This is a genomic window from Microbacterium sp. NPDC089695, assembly GCF_044749085.1.
Classification (GTDB): domain Bacteria; phylum Actinomycetota; class Actinomycetes; order Actinomycetales; family Microbacteriaceae; genus Microbacterium.
In genome coordinates, this window is the sequence record NZ_JBIVHG010000003.1 from 124,732 (window position 1) to 139,153 (window position 14,422).

General features: G+C 69.6%; 14 protein-coding genes. 9 read left to right on the forward strand and 5 right to left on the reverse strand.

The window, feature by feature from the left end:
- The first annotated feature begins 2 nt into the window (after positions 1–2).
- The 5 genes from ACIPYT_RS15190 to ACIPYT_RS15210 all read left to right on the forward strand — a co-directional run bounded on the left by ACIPYT_RS15190 (position 3) and on the right by ACIPYT_RS15210 (position 4,720).
- Entirely contained in the window at positions 3–770 is a 768-nt protein-coding gene (locus ACIPYT_RS15190; protein ID WP_401076036.1) for a succinate dehydrogenase iron-sulfur subunit, read from the forward strand.
- A 98-nt stretch (positions 771–868) separates the two neighbouring features.
- A complete protein-coding gene (locus ACIPYT_RS15195) occupies positions 869–2,083 on the forward strand; it encodes a YihY/virulence factor BrkB family protein (protein ID WP_401076038.1) in 1,215 nt (404 codons plus the stop codon).
- 9 nt (positions 2,084–2,092) lie between these two features.
- Positions 2,093–2,932, forward strand: coding sequence for an exodeoxyribonuclease III (locus ACIPYT_RS15200; protein WP_401076041.1), 840 nt, complete (start codon positions 2,093–2,095; stop codon positions 2,930–2,932).
- A 47-nt stretch (positions 2,933–2,979) separates the two neighbouring features.
- Positions 2,980–3,984 carry a tryptophan--tRNA ligase gene (trpS, locus tag ACIPYT_RS15205; protein WP_401076044.1) on the forward strand — a complete coding sequence of 335 codons (1,005 nt, stop codon included), beginning with the start codon at positions 2,980–2,982 and terminating at the stop codon, positions 3,982–3,984.
- A gap of 37 nt (positions 3,985–4,021) precedes the next feature.
- Positions 4,022–4,720: a hypothetical protein gene (locus ACIPYT_RS15210; RefSeq protein WP_401076047.1), complete on the forward strand. Its 699-nt coding sequence runs from the start codon at positions 4,022–4,024 to the stop codon at positions 4,718–4,720.
- Between the two features lie 28 nt (positions 4,721–4,748).
- Here the strand turns inward: ACIPYT_RS15210 and pth are convergent, their stop codons facing one another.
- Positions 4,749–5,330: an aminoacyl-tRNA hydrolase gene (gene pth / locus ACIPYT_RS15215; protein WP_401076050.1), complete on the reverse strand. Its 582-nt coding sequence runs from the start codon at positions 5,328–5,330 to the stop codon at positions 4,749–4,751.
- A 117-nt stretch (positions 5,331–5,447) separates the two neighbouring features.
- A complete protein-coding gene (locus ACIPYT_RS15220; protein ID WP_401076052.1) occupies positions 5,448–6,077 on the reverse strand; it encodes a 50S ribosomal protein L25/general stress protein Ctc in 630 nt (209 codons plus the stop codon).
- Positions 6,078–6,296: 219 nt separating this feature from the next.
- Between ACIPYT_RS15220 and ACIPYT_RS15225 the strand changes: the two genes are divergently transcribed.
- Positions 6,297–6,422 (forward strand): hypothetical protein, encoded by a 126-nt coding sequence (locus ACIPYT_RS15225; RefSeq protein WP_401076055.1) that lies wholly within the window; start codon positions 6,297–6,299, stop codon positions 6,420–6,422.
- Between the two features lie 79 nt (positions 6,423–6,501).
- Positions 6,502–7,956 (forward strand): NADP-dependent phosphogluconate dehydrogenase, encoded by a 1,455-nt coding sequence (gene gndA / locus ACIPYT_RS15230; RefSeq protein WP_401076057.1) that lies wholly within the window; start codon positions 6,502–6,504, stop codon positions 7,954–7,956.
- Positions 7,957–8,015: 59 nt separating this feature from the next.
- On the opposite strand, the gene ACIPYT_RS15235 is transcribed toward gndA, so the two are convergent.
- Both ACIPYT_RS15235 and ACIPYT_RS15240 read right to left on the reverse strand, forming a co-directional pair.
- Positions 8,016–8,741, reverse strand: a complete 726-nt coding sequence (locus tag ACIPYT_RS15235) for an ABC transporter ATP-binding protein (protein ID WP_401076060.1) — start codon at positions 8,739–8,741, stop codon at positions 8,016–8,018.
- An 80-nt stretch (positions 8,742–8,821) separates the two neighbouring features.
- Positions 8,822–10,288: an ABC transporter permease gene (locus ACIPYT_RS15240; protein ID WP_401076062.1), complete on the reverse strand. Its 1,467-nt coding sequence runs from the start codon at positions 10,286–10,288 to the stop codon at positions 8,822–8,824.
- Positions 10,289–10,450: 162 nt separating this feature from the next.
- On the opposite strand from ACIPYT_RS15240, the gene ACIPYT_RS15245 reads away from it, so the two are divergent.
- Both ACIPYT_RS15245 and ACIPYT_RS15250 read left to right on the forward strand, forming a co-directional pair.
- Positions 10,451–11,179, forward strand: coding sequence for a response regulator transcription factor (locus ACIPYT_RS15245; protein ID WP_050722766.1), 729 nt, complete (start codon positions 10,451–10,453; stop codon positions 11,177–11,179).
- A 26-nt stretch (positions 11,180–11,205) separates the two neighbouring features.
- Positions 11,206–12,687: a sensor histidine kinase gene (locus ACIPYT_RS15250; RefSeq protein ID WP_401076354.1), complete on the forward strand. Its 1,482-nt coding sequence runs from the start codon at positions 11,206–11,208 to the stop codon at positions 12,685–12,687.
- 157 nt (positions 12,688–12,844) lie between these two features.
- Here the strand turns inward: ACIPYT_RS15250 and ACIPYT_RS15255 are convergent, their stop codons facing one another.
- On the reverse strand, positions 12,845–14,419 hold the full coding sequence (locus ACIPYT_RS15255) for an FAD-dependent oxidoreductase (protein WP_401076066.1): 1,575 nt from the start codon (positions 14,417–14,419) through the stop codon (positions 12,845–12,847).
- Between the last annotated feature and the right edge of the window lie 3 nt (positions 14,420–14,422).

Genomic DNA, 14,422 nt, shown 5'->3' on the forward strand with positions numbered 1-14,422 from the left:
GAATGTCGAACGCACTCGCCGAGGCCCCCGCGGAGGTCACGGAGGACACCGGCATCCAGTCCTTCATCGTCACCTTCAACATCCGCCGGTTCGACCCCGAGGTCGACGCCGAGCCGCACTGGGTCGACTACGACGTGGAGCTGTACTCCACCGATCGCGTGCTCGACGCGCTGCACAAGATCAAGTGGGAGGTCGACGGCTCGCTCACGTTCCGCCGCTCCTGCGCCCACGGCATCTGCGGCTCCGACGCCATGCGCATCAACGGCCGCAACCGCCTCGCCTGCAAGACGCTGATCAAGGACCTCGACATCTCGAAGCCGATCTACGTCGAGGCGATCAAGGGCCTCCCGCTCGAGAAGGACCTCGTGGTCGACATGGAGCCGTTCTTCGCGTCGTACCGCGAAGTGCAGCCGTTCCTCGTCGCGAACTCGGTGCCCGAGAAGGGCAAGGAGCGCACGCAGTCGATCGCCGACCGCGAGATCTTCGACGACACGACCAAGTGCATCCTGTGCGCCGCGTGCACCTCTTCGTGCCCCGTGTTCTGGACCGATGGCCAGTACTTCGGCCCCGCGGCGATCGTGAACGCGCACCGCTTCATCTTCGACTCGCGCGACGACAACGCCGCCGTGCGTCTCGACATCCTCAACGACAAGGAGGGTGTGTGGCGCTGCCGCACGACCTTCAACTGCTCCGAGGCGTGCCCTCGCGGCATCGAGGTCACGAAGGCCATCGCCGAGGTCAAGCAGGCCGTGCTGCGCGGTCGCCCCTGACGTCCCGCTCGCTCCGAGAAGGCGGTCTCCCCTGCGGGAGGCCGCCTTCTGGCGTTCCCCGGCCCGCTCGGGCCGTGAGGCGCCGATAGGGTGGTGACGTGCCGGACCCCGATCGTGCAGCCGCCGAGCCCGAATCCGGGCGCATCGATGCCGCGGTCGAACGTGCGACCTCGCTGACGCGGCGGACGATGGCCCTCTTCCCGGTGCGCGTGTGGCGGCACTTCCTGCAGCACAACGGCTTCCTCCTCGCCGCCGGCGTGAGCTACCAGGCGCTGTTCGCGATCTTCGCGGCGATCTATCTGGCGTTCGCCGTCGCCGGCCTGTGGCTCGGGGCCAGCGAAGAGGCCGTCGATGCATTGATCGTCGTGATCAACAGCTACATACCGAACCTCATCCGGGCGGAGGGCGGCCTCTTCACCCCCGACCAGGTGCAGGAGATCGCCGCGAGCACGACCGGCGTCCTCAGCATCACCGGTCTCATCGCGCTCGGCACCGTGATCTGGACGGCCATCGGGTGGGTGACGTTCTCGCGACGCGCCACGCGCGACATCTTCGGGCTCCCGCCCGACCTGCGCAACTACGTCGTGCTCAAGGCGCGCGACCTCCTCGCCGCTCTGATCTTCGGGGTCGCGCTCCTGGCGGGGTCGCTGTTGAGCTCGGCGAGCGCGGCCGCCCTGAACTGGGTGCTCGGCCTGGTCGGATGGGACGCGTGGTCGGGAGGGGTGACCTTCGGCATCCGCCTCGGCACGGTCGTCGTGTCGTTCGTGCTCCTGTCGGGCGCCCTGGCCGCCATGGTGCGGTTCCTCACCGGCACGTCGCTGGCCTGGCGCACCATCTGGCCCGGGGCGCTGCTCGGCGGCGGGGCCATGACGGTCCTGCAGTACGGCGCGGGATTCCTGTTGAGCTACACGCCGAGCAATCCGCTGCTGGCCACGTTCGCGATCTTCATCGGCCTGTTGCTGTGGTTCCGCGTGAACGGCGTGGTGATGCTGGTCGCGTCGTCGTGGATCGCGGTATCGGCGCGCGACCGCGATCTGCCCCTCACGCACCGCTCGGACGCGCAGCGTCGCGCCGATGAGCATCGCACGCTCGTCGCCGCGGCGCAGATCAGACTGGATGCCGCTCGGTCGGCGCGCGAGGACGCCCCGTGGTACCGGTCGTGGGCCGCGGCTCATGCCGTGCGGCAGGCGGAGTCCGACCTCACCGACCTCGAGGCGTCGGCACCGCCTCTGCCGGATCCCGTCCCGACGTTCATCCAGCGTCTGCGCGCGGAACGGGATCGCCCGTCCGACGATGTCGGCGGTGCTCGTTAGGCTTGATCCATGCCTCATCTGCGTATCGCCTCGGTCAATGTCAACGGGATCCGAGCGGCGGCTCGCAACGGGATGAGCTCGTGGCTCGACGTCGCGGATGTCGACGTGCTCACCCTGCAGGAGGTCCGCGGGCAGGACGAGCATCTCGAGGCCGCCCTGCCCGGCTGGACGTTCGTGCACGACGAGGCGACCGCGAAGGGACGCGCCGGCGTGGCCATCGCGAGCAGAACCCCCGCGCTGGCGTCCCGCACCGCCTTCGGGCCCGACGACTTCGATTCGAAGGGGCGCTGGATCGAGGCCGACTTCCTGATCGGCGACCGCCCGCTGACGATCGTGAGCGCCTACGTCCATTCGGGTGAGGCCGACACCCCGAAGCAGGACGAGAAGTGGAAGTTCCTCGATGCGTTCGGCACCAGGCTCGCCGAGCTCGGTCAGGACGACGCGCTCGCCCTCGTGACGGGCGATCTCAACGTGGGCCATCGCGAGCTCGACATCAAGAACTGGCGCGGCAACCGCAAGAAGGCCGGGTTCCTTCCCCGCGAACGCGCGTACTTCGACCGCTTCCTCGGCCCGGCGGGCGAGACCGTCGAGGGCGTCGACGGCACCACCGGCACCGGTCTCGGCTGGGTCGACGTCGGTCGCCGCTTCCACGGCGAGGTCGACGGCCCCTACACGTGGTGGTCGATGCGCGGCCAGGCGTTCGACAACGACTCCGGATGGCGCATCGACTACCACCTCGCGACCCCGGCGCTCGCCGAGCGCGTCACGGCCTATCACGTGGCCCGCGCCGACGCCTACGACCAGCGGTGGAGCGACCACGCCCCCGTGGTCGTCGACTACACGTACTGAGAGCCCGGCGGCGTCTCCGCCGCCGACCGCCCCATAGGATTGATGACGTGACCAAGCCTCGCCTCTACTCCGGAATGCAGCCCTCCGCCGACTCCCTCCAGATCGGCAACTACATCGGCGCGCTCCTGCAGTGGCGAGAGCTGCAGACGTCGTACGACGCGTACTTCTCAGTGGTCGACCTGCACGCGCTGACCGTGGCGCAGGACCCGGCAGAGCTGCGCGAGAAGACGCGTCGCACGGCCGCGCAGTACATCGCCGCCGGCATCGAGCCCTCGCAGTCGACTCTCTACGTGCAGTCGCACGTCCGCGCACACGCGGAGCTCGCGTGGATCCTCTCCACGATCACGGGATTCGGCGAAGCCGGGCGCATGACCCAGTTCAAGGACAAGTCGGCTCGTTACGGCGCCGATGCCACGAGCGTGGGGCTGTTCACCTATCCGGTCCTCATGGCCGCCGACATCCTGCTCTACCAGACCGACGTCGTGCCCGTCGGCGACGATCAGAAGCAGCACGTCGAGCTCACGCGCGACCTGGCCGAGCGGTTCAACTCCCGCTTCGGGGAGACGTTCGTCGTCCCGCGACCCGTCATCCAGAAGGACACGGCGCGCATCTACGATCTGCAGAACCCGACGTCGAAGATGTCCAAGTCCGCGGAGAGCGATGCGGGCGTGCTCTGGATGCTCGACGACCCCGCGAAGTCCGCCAAGAAGATCATGCGGGCCGTGACCGACAACGAGGGCTCGGTGCGGTTCGACCGCGAGAACAAGCCCGGGGTGTCGAACCTGCTCACCATCTACGCCGCGCTCTCCGGTCGTCAGGTGCCCGCGATCGAAGACGAGTACGCGGGCCGTGGCTACGGAGACTTCAAGAAGGGCCTCGCCGAGGTCGTCGTGAACGAGTTCGAACCGGTGCGGGCACGCGCTCTGGAGCTGCTCGCCGATCCCGCCGAGCTCGATCGCATCCTCGCCGCGAACGCCGCGCGCGCGGATGCCGTCGCCGACGCGACCCTCGCCGCCGTCTACGATCGGGTCGGACTGCTGCGCCGCGTCTGACCGGGTCGATGTCGCGCCCTCGTCTTAGGATGGGGGCGTGAGCGATCCGCAGCAGCCCTCGTCCGACGCCGTTCCCCCCGTTCCGTCGGCAGACGCTCCTGCCCCGCCGGTTCCTCCCGGGTATGCGGCTGCGCCCGTGCCGCCCGCGTACGCGAACACGAACACGAACGCTCCGACCCCGCCCGTCTACGCCGGGCCGCCCATACCTCCTCCTGCGTACGGCGCTCCGCTCGCGCCCCCGTCGTACGCCGGCCCGCAGGCGCCGCCGCCCGGGGCGTACCAGGTGCCCGTGGGCGGGTACACGGCCCCGGCCAACGGGCTCCCGGCGAGCGGTTATCAGGTTCCGCAGCCGGTCGAGAAGCGGTCGTCGCTCCTCGGCATCCTGGCTCTGGTCTTCGCGATCGTGGCCGCCGTGGTGACGCCGATCATCGCGGGTGCGGCGGGAGTCGAGATCGGCCAGCGCCTCCCCGCCGGCATCGACACGAGCGACCCCGATTTCCTGGCATCCCTCTCCCCCGCACGCGATCAGGTGCTGTGGGCCGAGGTCTCGTTCTGGGTCGGGACGATCCTCGGGATCGCCGCGATCGTGCTCGGGATCATCGCCATCCGCCGCCGACAGGGACGCGGCGCCGGCGTCGGCGCACTCGTCGTCGCGGGTCTCGGACCCATCGTGTTCTGGGTCGCACTGATCCTCGCGATGTCGATCGGGATCGCCGCCGGCAGCATCGCTCCCTGACCACGCACCCGTCGGACGTCGCCCACCCTCAGCGCGGGGCGTGGTGCTTCTGCTGCGCCGCGAGCAGACCCTCGGCGACGAGCAGCTCGACGGCATCCGCACCGTCGGACACGAGGATCGGCAGGTTCGCTCGTTCGTCCTTGCCGAACGGCGACAGCACCCAGTCGGCCGGGTCCTGACGACCCACCGGACGCCCGATCCCGACTCGCACCCGAGGGAAGTCCGGGGTCGTGAGAGCGCGCGCGATGTCACGCACGCCGTTGTGCCCGCCGTGACCGCCTCCGGTCTTGAGCTTGACCGTGTCGAACGGGATGTCGAGCTCGTCGTGCACGACGACGACCTGCTCCGCCGGCACCGAGTAGAACCGGGCGAGAGCGGCCACCGGCGTACCCGAGGTGTTCATGAACGTGTTCGGCTTGGCGAGGACGATCTTGTCTCCGCCGGGCCGCAGCCAGGTCTCCACGACACGGGCGCCGCCCTTGTGCTCGCGGAACGACTCCCCGCGGCGTGCGGCGAGCTCGTCGACCACCATCTGGCCGATGTTGTGCCTCGTGGTCTCGTAGCGCGGGCCGGGATTTCCCAGCCCGACCACCAGCCAGGTGGATGCCATGTCCTCGTCCTCTCGGATGCCGGGACGCGCGGTCCCGGGTCAGGATACGACAGAGGGGGCGCGATCTGCTCGCGCCCCCTCTGTGGAGCAGTCAGCGGTGTGCTGCGCCGGCGGAGATCACTCCGCGGCGTCCTCCTCGGCGGCCTCGGCCTCGGTCTCGCCCTCGGCGGGCTCCTCGGTCTCGGCGTCCGCATCGCTCTCGAGCTCGAGAACCGGCACGGAGACCGCGACGACGAGCGTCTCGGCGTCGGTCAGCAGCGTCGCACCCTTGGGCAGCGTGACGTCGGCAGCGGTGATGTGCGCACCCTCTTCGAGTCCCTCGACCGAGACCTCGATGTTCTGCGGGATGTGCGTGGCCTCGACCTCGAGCGACAGCGTGGTCGCGTCGAGGTTGGCGATCGTGCCGGCGAAGGGCTCGCCCGTGAGGACGACGGGAACGTCGATCGTGACCTTCTCGCCCTTCTTCACGACGAGGAGATCGATGTGCTCGATGATCTGGTGCACCGGGTCCTTCTGGACATCCTTGACCAGCGCGAGCTGCTCCTTGCCGGCGATGTCGAGCTCGAGCAGCGCGTTCGCACGGCGGATGATGAGCGAGACCTGGTGGCCGGGCAGGGCGACGTGCACGGGCTCGGTGCCGTGACCGTAGATGACGGCGGGGATCTTGCCGGCGGCGCGGAGGCGACGGGCGAAGCCCTTGCCGAAGCTCTCGCGGAGCTCGGCGACGACCTTGGTGTCTTCAGACATGGGTTCTCCTTCGGGGCGCGCAACGAGGCTGCGCGGTGGTCTGGGATTCGTACTCGAACGCAGACACGTGAGGAAAGCCACCGGGCTCGCTTCGCCGCGTCGATAACGGATGACTGCGCACGCGCAGAAGCATCCCTCGCCGAGGTACTCCCCTCATCGTACCAAACCACCCGATAGGCTGGGGACACCGTTCCACACACAGAACACGGAGTCACTCTCATGCTCGACGGCGCCTTCTTCTCTCACGTGATCGCCTGGGTCATCGGCGCGATGACCGTGTGCGCCGCCGTCACGACGTTCGCAGCGCTCTTCTCGCTCGGGCGCTCGGGATACCGCAAGGACTGACGGAGACACACGCGCGGCCCCCCGGCTCCCGCCGCGATAATCTGGAGGCATCCCAACCTTCACGATCGAGGAGCCCTCTGTGCCCGAAGCATCAGCCAACATCGGAGTCGTCGGACTCGCCGTCATGGGTTCGAACCTCGCCCGCAACCTCGCCAGCCGCGAGGGCAACACGGTGGCGATCTTCAACCGCAGCTACGAGAAGACCGAGACGCTCGTGTCCGAGCACCCCGAGGCCGGCTTCATCCCCGCGAAGACCTACCAGGAGTTCGCCGACAGCCTGCAGAAGCCGCGCACCGCGATCATCATGGTCAAGGCCGGTCGCCCCACGGATGCCGTGATCGACTCCCTGCTCGAGGTCTTCGAGCCCGGCGACATCATCGTCGACGGCGGCAACGCGTACTTCCCCGACACGATCCGCCGCGAGAAGGCCGTCCGCGAGACGGGTGTGAACTTCGTAGGCGCCGGCATCTCCGGCGGCGAGGAGGGCGCCCTCACCGGCCCGTCGATCATGCCCGGCGGCTCGGACGAGTCCTGGGTCACGCTCGGCCCGATCCTGAAGTCCATCGCCGCGGTCGCCGAGGGCGAGCCCTGTGTCACGCACGTCGGCCACGACGGCGCCGGCCACTTCGTCAAGATGGTGCACAACGGCATCGAGTACGCCGACATGCAGCTCATCGCCGAGGCGTACGACCTCATCCGCCGCGGCACGGGCAGGACGCCCGCCGAGATCGCCGAGATCTTCGCCGAGTGGAACCGCGGCGAGCTCGAGTCGTACCTGATCGAGATCACGGCCGAGGTTCTCCGCCAGGTCGATGCCGCCACGGGCAAGCCCCTCGTCGACGTGATCGTCGACCAGGCCGGCGCCAAGGGCACGGGCGCGTGGACCGTGCAGACCGCTCTCTCCCTCGGCGTCCCCGTCTCGGGCATCGCCGAGGCCACCTTCGCCCGCTCGCTCTCCTCGCACCCGGAGCAGCGCGCGGTCGCGGGCTCCCTCCCGGGACCCGACGAGGCGTTCACGGTCGCCCCTGACGACGTCGACGCGTTCATCGAGGATGTGCGCCTGGCGCTCTACGCCTCGAAGATCGTCGCCTACTCGCAGGGCTTCGACGAGATCCGCGCGGGCGCCGCCGAGTACGACTGGAAGATCGACCTCGGCGCGATCTCGAAGATCTGGCGTGGCGGCTGCATCATCCGCGCCCAGTTCCTCAACCGCATCGCCGACGCGTACGCGGCAGAGCCCGGCCTGCCCGTGCTCATGACCGCGCCGTACTTCGCCGAGGCCCTCACCCGCGGCCAGGCCGCCTGGCGCCGAGTCGTCGTGACCGCGGCACAGTCCGGCATCCCCGCCCCGGCGTTCTCGTCGTCGCTGTCGTACTACGACGGCATCCGCGCCGACCGCCTGCCCGCGGCCCTCGTGCAGGGCCAGCGTGACTTCTTCGGCGCGCACACCTACAAGCGCATCGACAAGCCCGGCACTTTCCACACCCAGTGGTCGGGCGACCGCACCGAGATCGAGGCCGAGGACACGCACTGACGCGTCCTCCCCGATGAGACGAAGGCCCCGGCTGCTGTAGCCGGGGCCTTCGTCGTGCCTCAACGGGTGATGTCGGTCACCCGTCCCTGCGCCAGGCGCAGTCGTCTGGTCGCCCGACGCGCCACGGCGGAGTCGTGCGTCACGACGATCATCGTGATCCCCTCGGCGCACAGCCGGGCGAGGAGATCGAGGATCTCGTCGCGCATGCTCTCATCGAGGTTGCCCGTCGGCTCGTCCGCCAGCAGCACCCGAGGACGCTTGACGATGGCGCGAGCGATCGCGACGCGCTGCTGCTGTCCGCCGGAGAGCTCGGTCGGCAGGTGCATGCCGCGATCGGCGAGCCCGACGTGGGCGAGTGCCTCCGCGACCCTGGCGGCGCGCTCGGCCTTGCCGAGCCCCGAGGGCTCGAGCGCCATGTCGACGTTCTCGGCCGCCGTGAGCGTCGGGATCAGGTTGAAGCCCTGGAACACGAAGCCGATCTCCTCGGCGCGGATGCGGCCCAGCTCGCGGGCGGAGGCCGAGGCGAGCTCGATGTCGCCGAGTCGCAGTGACCCCGAGGTCGGCGCGTCGAGCGCTCCGAGGAGCTGCAACAGCGTCGACTTGCCGCCTCCGGTCGGTCCCTGGATCGTGACGAACTCGCCCGCATGGATCAGGAGGTCGACGCCGGTGAGGGCCTTCACGACCCGCCCCTTCTGCGTGTATGTGCGGGTGACGTTCTCGGCGCGGTAGACGGGCACGGGGTCCCCCGAGGGGACCCCAGCCCGTGCGGTGTCGGTGATGGTCATGGACTTCTCCTCTGCGATGTCGGGTGATTGCGTGATGTCGAGTGATTGTGCGATCTCCGGTGCTGCCGCGGGCACAGCCCTCATGCCACGGACCGCAGGGCTTCGGCGGGGCTGAGTCGAGCCGCGCGCCATCCGCCGAACGCGCCGGCGACGAGCCCGCCGAGGACGGCGAGTCCGACCGCGGCGACGAGGACGCCGATGGTCAGCGGGGCCTGCAGCACGATGTCGGTCGTCTGCTGCGCGAACATCCCGCCGTTCCCACCGCCCATCGGGCCGCCTCCCATCCCGCCGGGACCACCCTCCTGCGCTCCGGTCGCCGCCGCAGCGACAGTGGGCTTGATGAGGTTGATCGCGAGGATCCCGGAGAGGCCGAGCACGAGCCCGGCTGCGCCGCCGATCAGGCCCTGCACCATCGACTCCCCCGCGACCTGTCGGACGACCCGTCCGTTCGACCAGCCGATCGCCTTGAGGGTGCCGAACTCGCGCGTGCGCCGGGAGACACCCGACAGCGTGAGCAGCACGGAGAGCAGCACGGCGACGGCGAGGACGATGATCGACAGCCAGGTGCCCAGGCTCGTGATGAGCGAGGTCGCGCTCGACAGCGACCCGGACACCGTGGAGGCGAGCTCGGACTGCGAGGTGATGGTGGCGTCCGGAAGCGCCTCGGCGAGTGCGGTCTGCACCGCGTCGATGCCTTCGGCGGACTCAGCCTGCACGTAGATCGTGGAGATCACGTCGCCCGTCCCGGAGAGCTCCTGCGCCGTGTCGAGCGGCAGGTACACGTTCGCGGCGGTGTCGGCGGCGTCGGATGTGGACGCGACGATGCCGACGATCTCGACGTCGGAGCCGGCCACGTCGATCGTGTCGCCGACGGCGAGGTCGCTCGTGGTCGCGTACGTCGCGTCGACGAGAGCGACGAGCGATCCCGCGTCGTCGGCGTCGAGTGCGCGGCCGTCGCTCACAGAGACGGAGGCGAGCGGACCGACGGTCGTCACGCCCGGGTCGATGCCGAGCACCGTGAAGGAGTCGACGTCGAACGATCCGCCGCCGTGGGGTGGCGCCTCGCCCTGAGAGGGCGCCGCGCCGTCCTCCTGCGTGGCCCCGCCGTCGCTCTGCGGGAATCCGCCGCTCGGCAGCTCGCCCGAGAACGTCGAGTTCGTGAGGCTCAGGGCGCCCGCAGCCGCGGAGACGCCGTCGACCGACGACGCGGTCTCGAGCGTCGAGGCGTCCAGGGTGCCGCGCATGAAGTCCGCCCGCAGCATCGACTGGCTCAGCGTGGTCGTGTCGCCGTCCGTGGTGCCGTCGTCGGCACCGAAATCGAACCGCTGCCCGCCGCCCTCTCCCGGTTCTGCCGCAGCGCCGGTGACGGTCAGGTCTGTCCCGATCCCGTAGACGGACTCCAGCGCCTGCGCCTGCGCATCCCGCACTCCGGCGGTGAGCGCGTTCACGATGATGACCAGGGCGATCGCGATCGCGAGTCCCGTCGCGACGATCACCGTCTGTTTCGTGCGGCCGGCCAACTCGCGCCGCAGATACGTCCCGTACATGTCTCTCCTTCCGCCGCGACGGTCGCGGGGTGATCCTGACGGTAGGGAGCGTGCGTATGCAGGATCGAGGCGAGATCGATGAGGATCCTATGGTTCACGCTTCACAGAGAACACATAAGAGACTCCATAGAAATCGCATAGGAGATTCCGCAGAATAGTCGCATGACCAACGACCTGCCCGAACTGCGCCGCCCCGACGGCTCCCCGCTGCGCATCCTCGCCGTCGATGACGAGCAGATGCTCACGGACCTGCTGGCCATGGCCCTCCGGATGGAGGGATGGGAGGTGCGCACGGCGTCGTCCGGCCTCGAGGCCCTGCAGGTCGCTCGGGAGTTCGAACCCGACGCCCTCGTGCTCGACATCATGATGCCCGACCTCGACGGCATGTCGGTGCTGCGGCGCCTGCGTGAGGCGGGAAACCTCGTACCCGTCCTCTTCCTCACGGCCAAGGATGCCGTCGGCGACCGCGTCGCGGGACTCACCGCCGGCGGCGACGACTACGTCACCAAGCCGTTCAGCCTCGAGGAGGTCATCGCGCGTCTGCGCGCCATCATCCGCCGCACCGGCCATGCGACCGCCGACGACGGTCAGTCGATCCTGCGCGTCGCCGACCTCACGCTCAACGAGGACAGCCACGAGGTCGTGCGCGACGGCACCGAGATCGAACTCACCGCCACCGAGTTCGAGCTCCTCCGCTACCTCATGCGCAACGAGCGGCGCGTGCTGTCGAAGGCGCAGATCCTCGACCGTGTGTGGAGCTACGACTTCGGCGGCAAGTCGTCGGTCGTCGAGCTTTACATCTCGTACCTGCGCAAGAAGATCGACGCCGGACGCACCCCGCTCCTGCACACCGTGCGCGGCGTCGGCTACATGATCAAGGCTCCGCAGTGAGCTCCACGAGGATGACGCGACGTCCGATGAGCCTGCAGGCGCGCCTGATGAGCGCCGTCATCGGGTTCGTCTCGCTCATCCTCGTGATCGTCGCCGTCATCACGAGCGCGACCCTCGGCGCGACGCTGGAGACGCAGCTCGCGGTGCGACTCAACAGCTACTCGTCGCAGGTGACGCAGTGGGTGAGTCAGATCCCGGCGCAGTACGCCACGATCGACAACATCCTCGACACCCACAACGCGAACGTGCCGGGCCTGTTGCTCGCAGTGTCGAGCACGGAGGGCGGCACGAGCGGCGTCGTGTTCCCCGACACGCGCGGCGAATGGGGCGGGGTGTCGCAGGCGCTGGACGACGCCGACCTGCAGCGGATCGATGCCGCGCTCGGCGGAGAACCGCGCGGCACCGTCGTGCTGCAGGACTTCGGTTCGTACATGGTCGTGGCGCAGAAGGCGGCCAACGGCGCGAACGTCGTCACGGGACTCCCCCGTGCCGACATCCAGAACCAGCTCACGACCCTTCTCACGGTCATCGTCCTCGCGACGATCGGCGGCCTGATCCTCCTCGCCCTGACGACAGCGATCACGATCCGCGTGAGTCTGAGACCGCTGCGGGCCGTCGCGGCGACCGCGACGCGTGTGGCCAACCAGCCCCTCGACCGGGGCGAGGTGCAGATCACCGAACGCGTGCCGGCGTCGGAGGCCGACCCGCGCACCGAGACGGGACTCGTGGGCGCCTCCCTCAACAAGCTGCTCGACCACGTGAACAGCTCGCTCGCCGCCCGGCAGAAGAACGAGGAGCGGATGCGGCGCTTCGTCGCCGATGCGAGCCACGAGCTGCGCACCCCGCTCGCGTCGATCCGCGGGTACTCCGAGCTGTCGCTGCGCGCGCTCGGCCAGCAGCAGGGTGCCGCGGCCATCGAGGGAACCACGACGTCACTCGAGCGCATCCAGGCGCAGTCGCTGCGCATGACGAGACTGGTCGAGGACCTGCTGCTGCTCGCGCGACTCGACGAGGGGCGCGAGCTCGTCTACGGCACCGTCGACCTCACGCAACTCGCGCTCGAGGGGCTCTCCGACGCCCGGCCGACCGCCGTCGACCACGACTGGAGCATCGAGGTGCCCGATGAGCCGATCGTGGTGATGGGAGACGCCGGCCGCATGCACCAGGTGGTCGCGAATCTGCTCGCGAACGCGCGTACGCACACCCCTGCCGGCACCGAGATCACTCTGAGCGTGAGTCGGGAAGGCGGCGACGCCGTACTGCGCGTGCACGACGACGGCCCCGGGATCGACCCGAGCGTGCGCGAGGAGCTCTTCGCGCGGTTCGCCCGCGCCGACACCTCGCGGGCGCGGCAGACCGGGGGCACCGGCCTCGGACTCGCTATCGCGAAGGCGATCGTCGAGGGCCACGGTGGCCGGATCACCGTGAGCAGCGAACCCGGCGACACGACCTTCACGGTGCGGATCCCCATCAGCCCGGGAGCCGCCACCGACGCCGCCGAGGCCTGATCAGCGCGCGCTCGGGACACATCTGCAGGACCGCGGCACGCCTGCAGGAGCGATTCGGCACTATCCTGCGGCCGAATGTGCGGCAGTCCGGCAGATGGGCCGCGCGGCCGACACGGGATGCCCGGCCCGGCCCAACCCGACGCGTCGGGCGTCCGGCTCAGTACCCGGCGAAGGCGTCGGTCGTGAGCGACCGGGCCTTCTGCAGCGCCGGGGCGAGGTCGGCGATAAGCCGCGGCGGACCCGAGATGTACGCGTGCCGGAGACCGAGGTCGGGGACACAGCGCTCGAGCCCCTCGGCGTCGAGGCGTACCCCCTGCGCCCATGTCCAGTGCGCGGGAAGGTCGGCGGGCTCGTCGCGTGTGAACACGACGACGCGGGCGCCGGTCGCGGTGAGCTCGTCGCGGAACGCGAGCTCGTCGCTCGCCGACGCGACGTACACCAGCACGACGTCGCGATGCTGTCCCGTGCTCTGGAGCTGACGCAGCTGCGACACGAACGGGGTCACGCCGATCCCGGCCGCCACCATGAGCACGGGCGTCTCGGAGCGTGGGAGCAGGAAGTCACCCCACGTACCGGTGACCGCGAGGGTGGCGCCCGGCTGCGCGGCAGCGAGCGCGCGCTTGTAGCTCGACGGATGCTGCTGATCGCCGTCTTTGTAGGCGATGCGCAGAGTCGGCAGATCGGCCGGCGCCGAGACGATGCTGAACTCCCGTCGCGTGCCGCGAGCGTCGGGCTTGTGATGCGGAACGTCGAGTTCGAGATACTGTCCGGGCAGGAAGCGCACCTTGCCCCGCGCCCGGAACGTGAGCTCCTGCGCGGTAGGGGTGATGAACCGCCGCTTCTCGAGCACGAGGCGCACCGAGCCGCGCACCGCGAAGGCGAAGGCGAGCAGGTTGCCGATCAGGAGCGCGCGCTCCTGGCCGAGGGTGAACAGCGTGCCGATGGCGATCGGCCAACCGGCGAGCACGCCCACGAGGGCCGCGACGGAGAACTGCTGCCACCGGCGCGGCGGCATCGTCAGCGGCTCCGAGAGCATGAACGCCCCCAGGAAGAGGAACGGCGACTGCAGGACCGCGAACGAGAGCGCCGTGCCGAGATCGAAGGCGATCGCGAACTCCTGCGCCTGCACGCCCTGGCGCAGCACCGAGACGGCGATAGCGACGAGGAGGAAGACCAGGACGACCCGGACCTTCTCGGTGCGCCACAGCACGGCGAGCCCCAGCACCGCGACCGGGATGAACAGCGACGGCGTACCGACCCACCACGACGACGAGGTGCCCAGCCATTCAAACGCGCCGAACGCTCCGAGGATCGACACGACCGCGGCGCCGAACGCGGCGGGGTTGAGGATGTGCCGCCCGCGCCACGCGATCAGGTACTTCGACAGACTCGCGACGGCACCCGCGATCGCGAGGCCGAGTAACGCCGTGACCTCGATGCCCGGGCGCAGCACGAACAGGAGGATGAGCGCGGTGACGAGCGACGACTCGATGCGCCACGGCAGCCGCAGGATGCGCTGGGCCGCGGCGTCGACCACAGAGATGACGACGGCGAGCACCGCGAACGACGCGACGATCTCGAGCGGCGTGGGCGACACGATCACGCCGAGAGCAGAGAGCACGATCGCGATCCCCGCGAGGAGGAGCAGGGCGAACAGCACCAGTCGGTACATCGAGATGCCGCCGAGGAGCGCGAGGACCCGCTGCCGGAGAGCGGTCAAGGAGGTGATCACGGG

Bases quoted from the DNA above. Each gene is read 5' to 3' on its own strand.
- ACIPYT_RS15190 (WP_401076036.1), top strand. From the start codon at position 3: ATGTCGAACGCACTCGCCGAGGCCCCCGCGGAGGTCACGGAGGACACC.
- ACIPYT_RS15200 (WP_401076041.1), top strand. From the start codon at position 2,093: ATGCCTCATCTGCGTATCGCCTCGGTCAATGTCAACGGGATCCGAGCG.
- pth (WP_401076050.1), bottom strand. From the start codon at position 5,330: ATGGCATCCACCTGGCTGGTGGTCGGGCTGGGAAATCCCGGCCCGCGC.
- ACIPYT_RS15220 (WP_401076052.1), bottom strand. From the start codon at position 6,077: ATGTCTGAAGACACCAAGGTCGTCGCCGAGCTCCGCGAGAGCTTCGGC.
- ACIPYT_RS15225 (WP_401076055.1), top strand. From the start codon at position 6,297: ATGCTCGACGGCGCCTTCTTCTCTCACGTGATCGCCTGGGTCATCGGC.
- ACIPYT_RS15235 (WP_401076060.1), bottom strand. From the start codon at position 8,741: ATGACCATCACCGACACCGCACGGGCTGGGGTCCCCTCGGGGGACCCC.
- ACIPYT_RS15240 (WP_401076062.1), bottom strand. From the start codon at position 10,288: ATGTACGGGACGTATCTGCGGCGCGAGTTGGCCGGCCGCACGAAACAG.
- ACIPYT_RS15245 (WP_050722766.1), top strand. From the start codon at position 10,451: ATGACCAACGACCTGCCCGAACTGCGCCGCCCCGACGGCTCCCCGCTG.
- ACIPYT_RS15250 (WP_401076354.1), top strand. From the start codon at position 11,206: ATGAGCCTGCAGGCGCGCCTGATGAGCGCCGTCATCGGGTTCGTCTCG.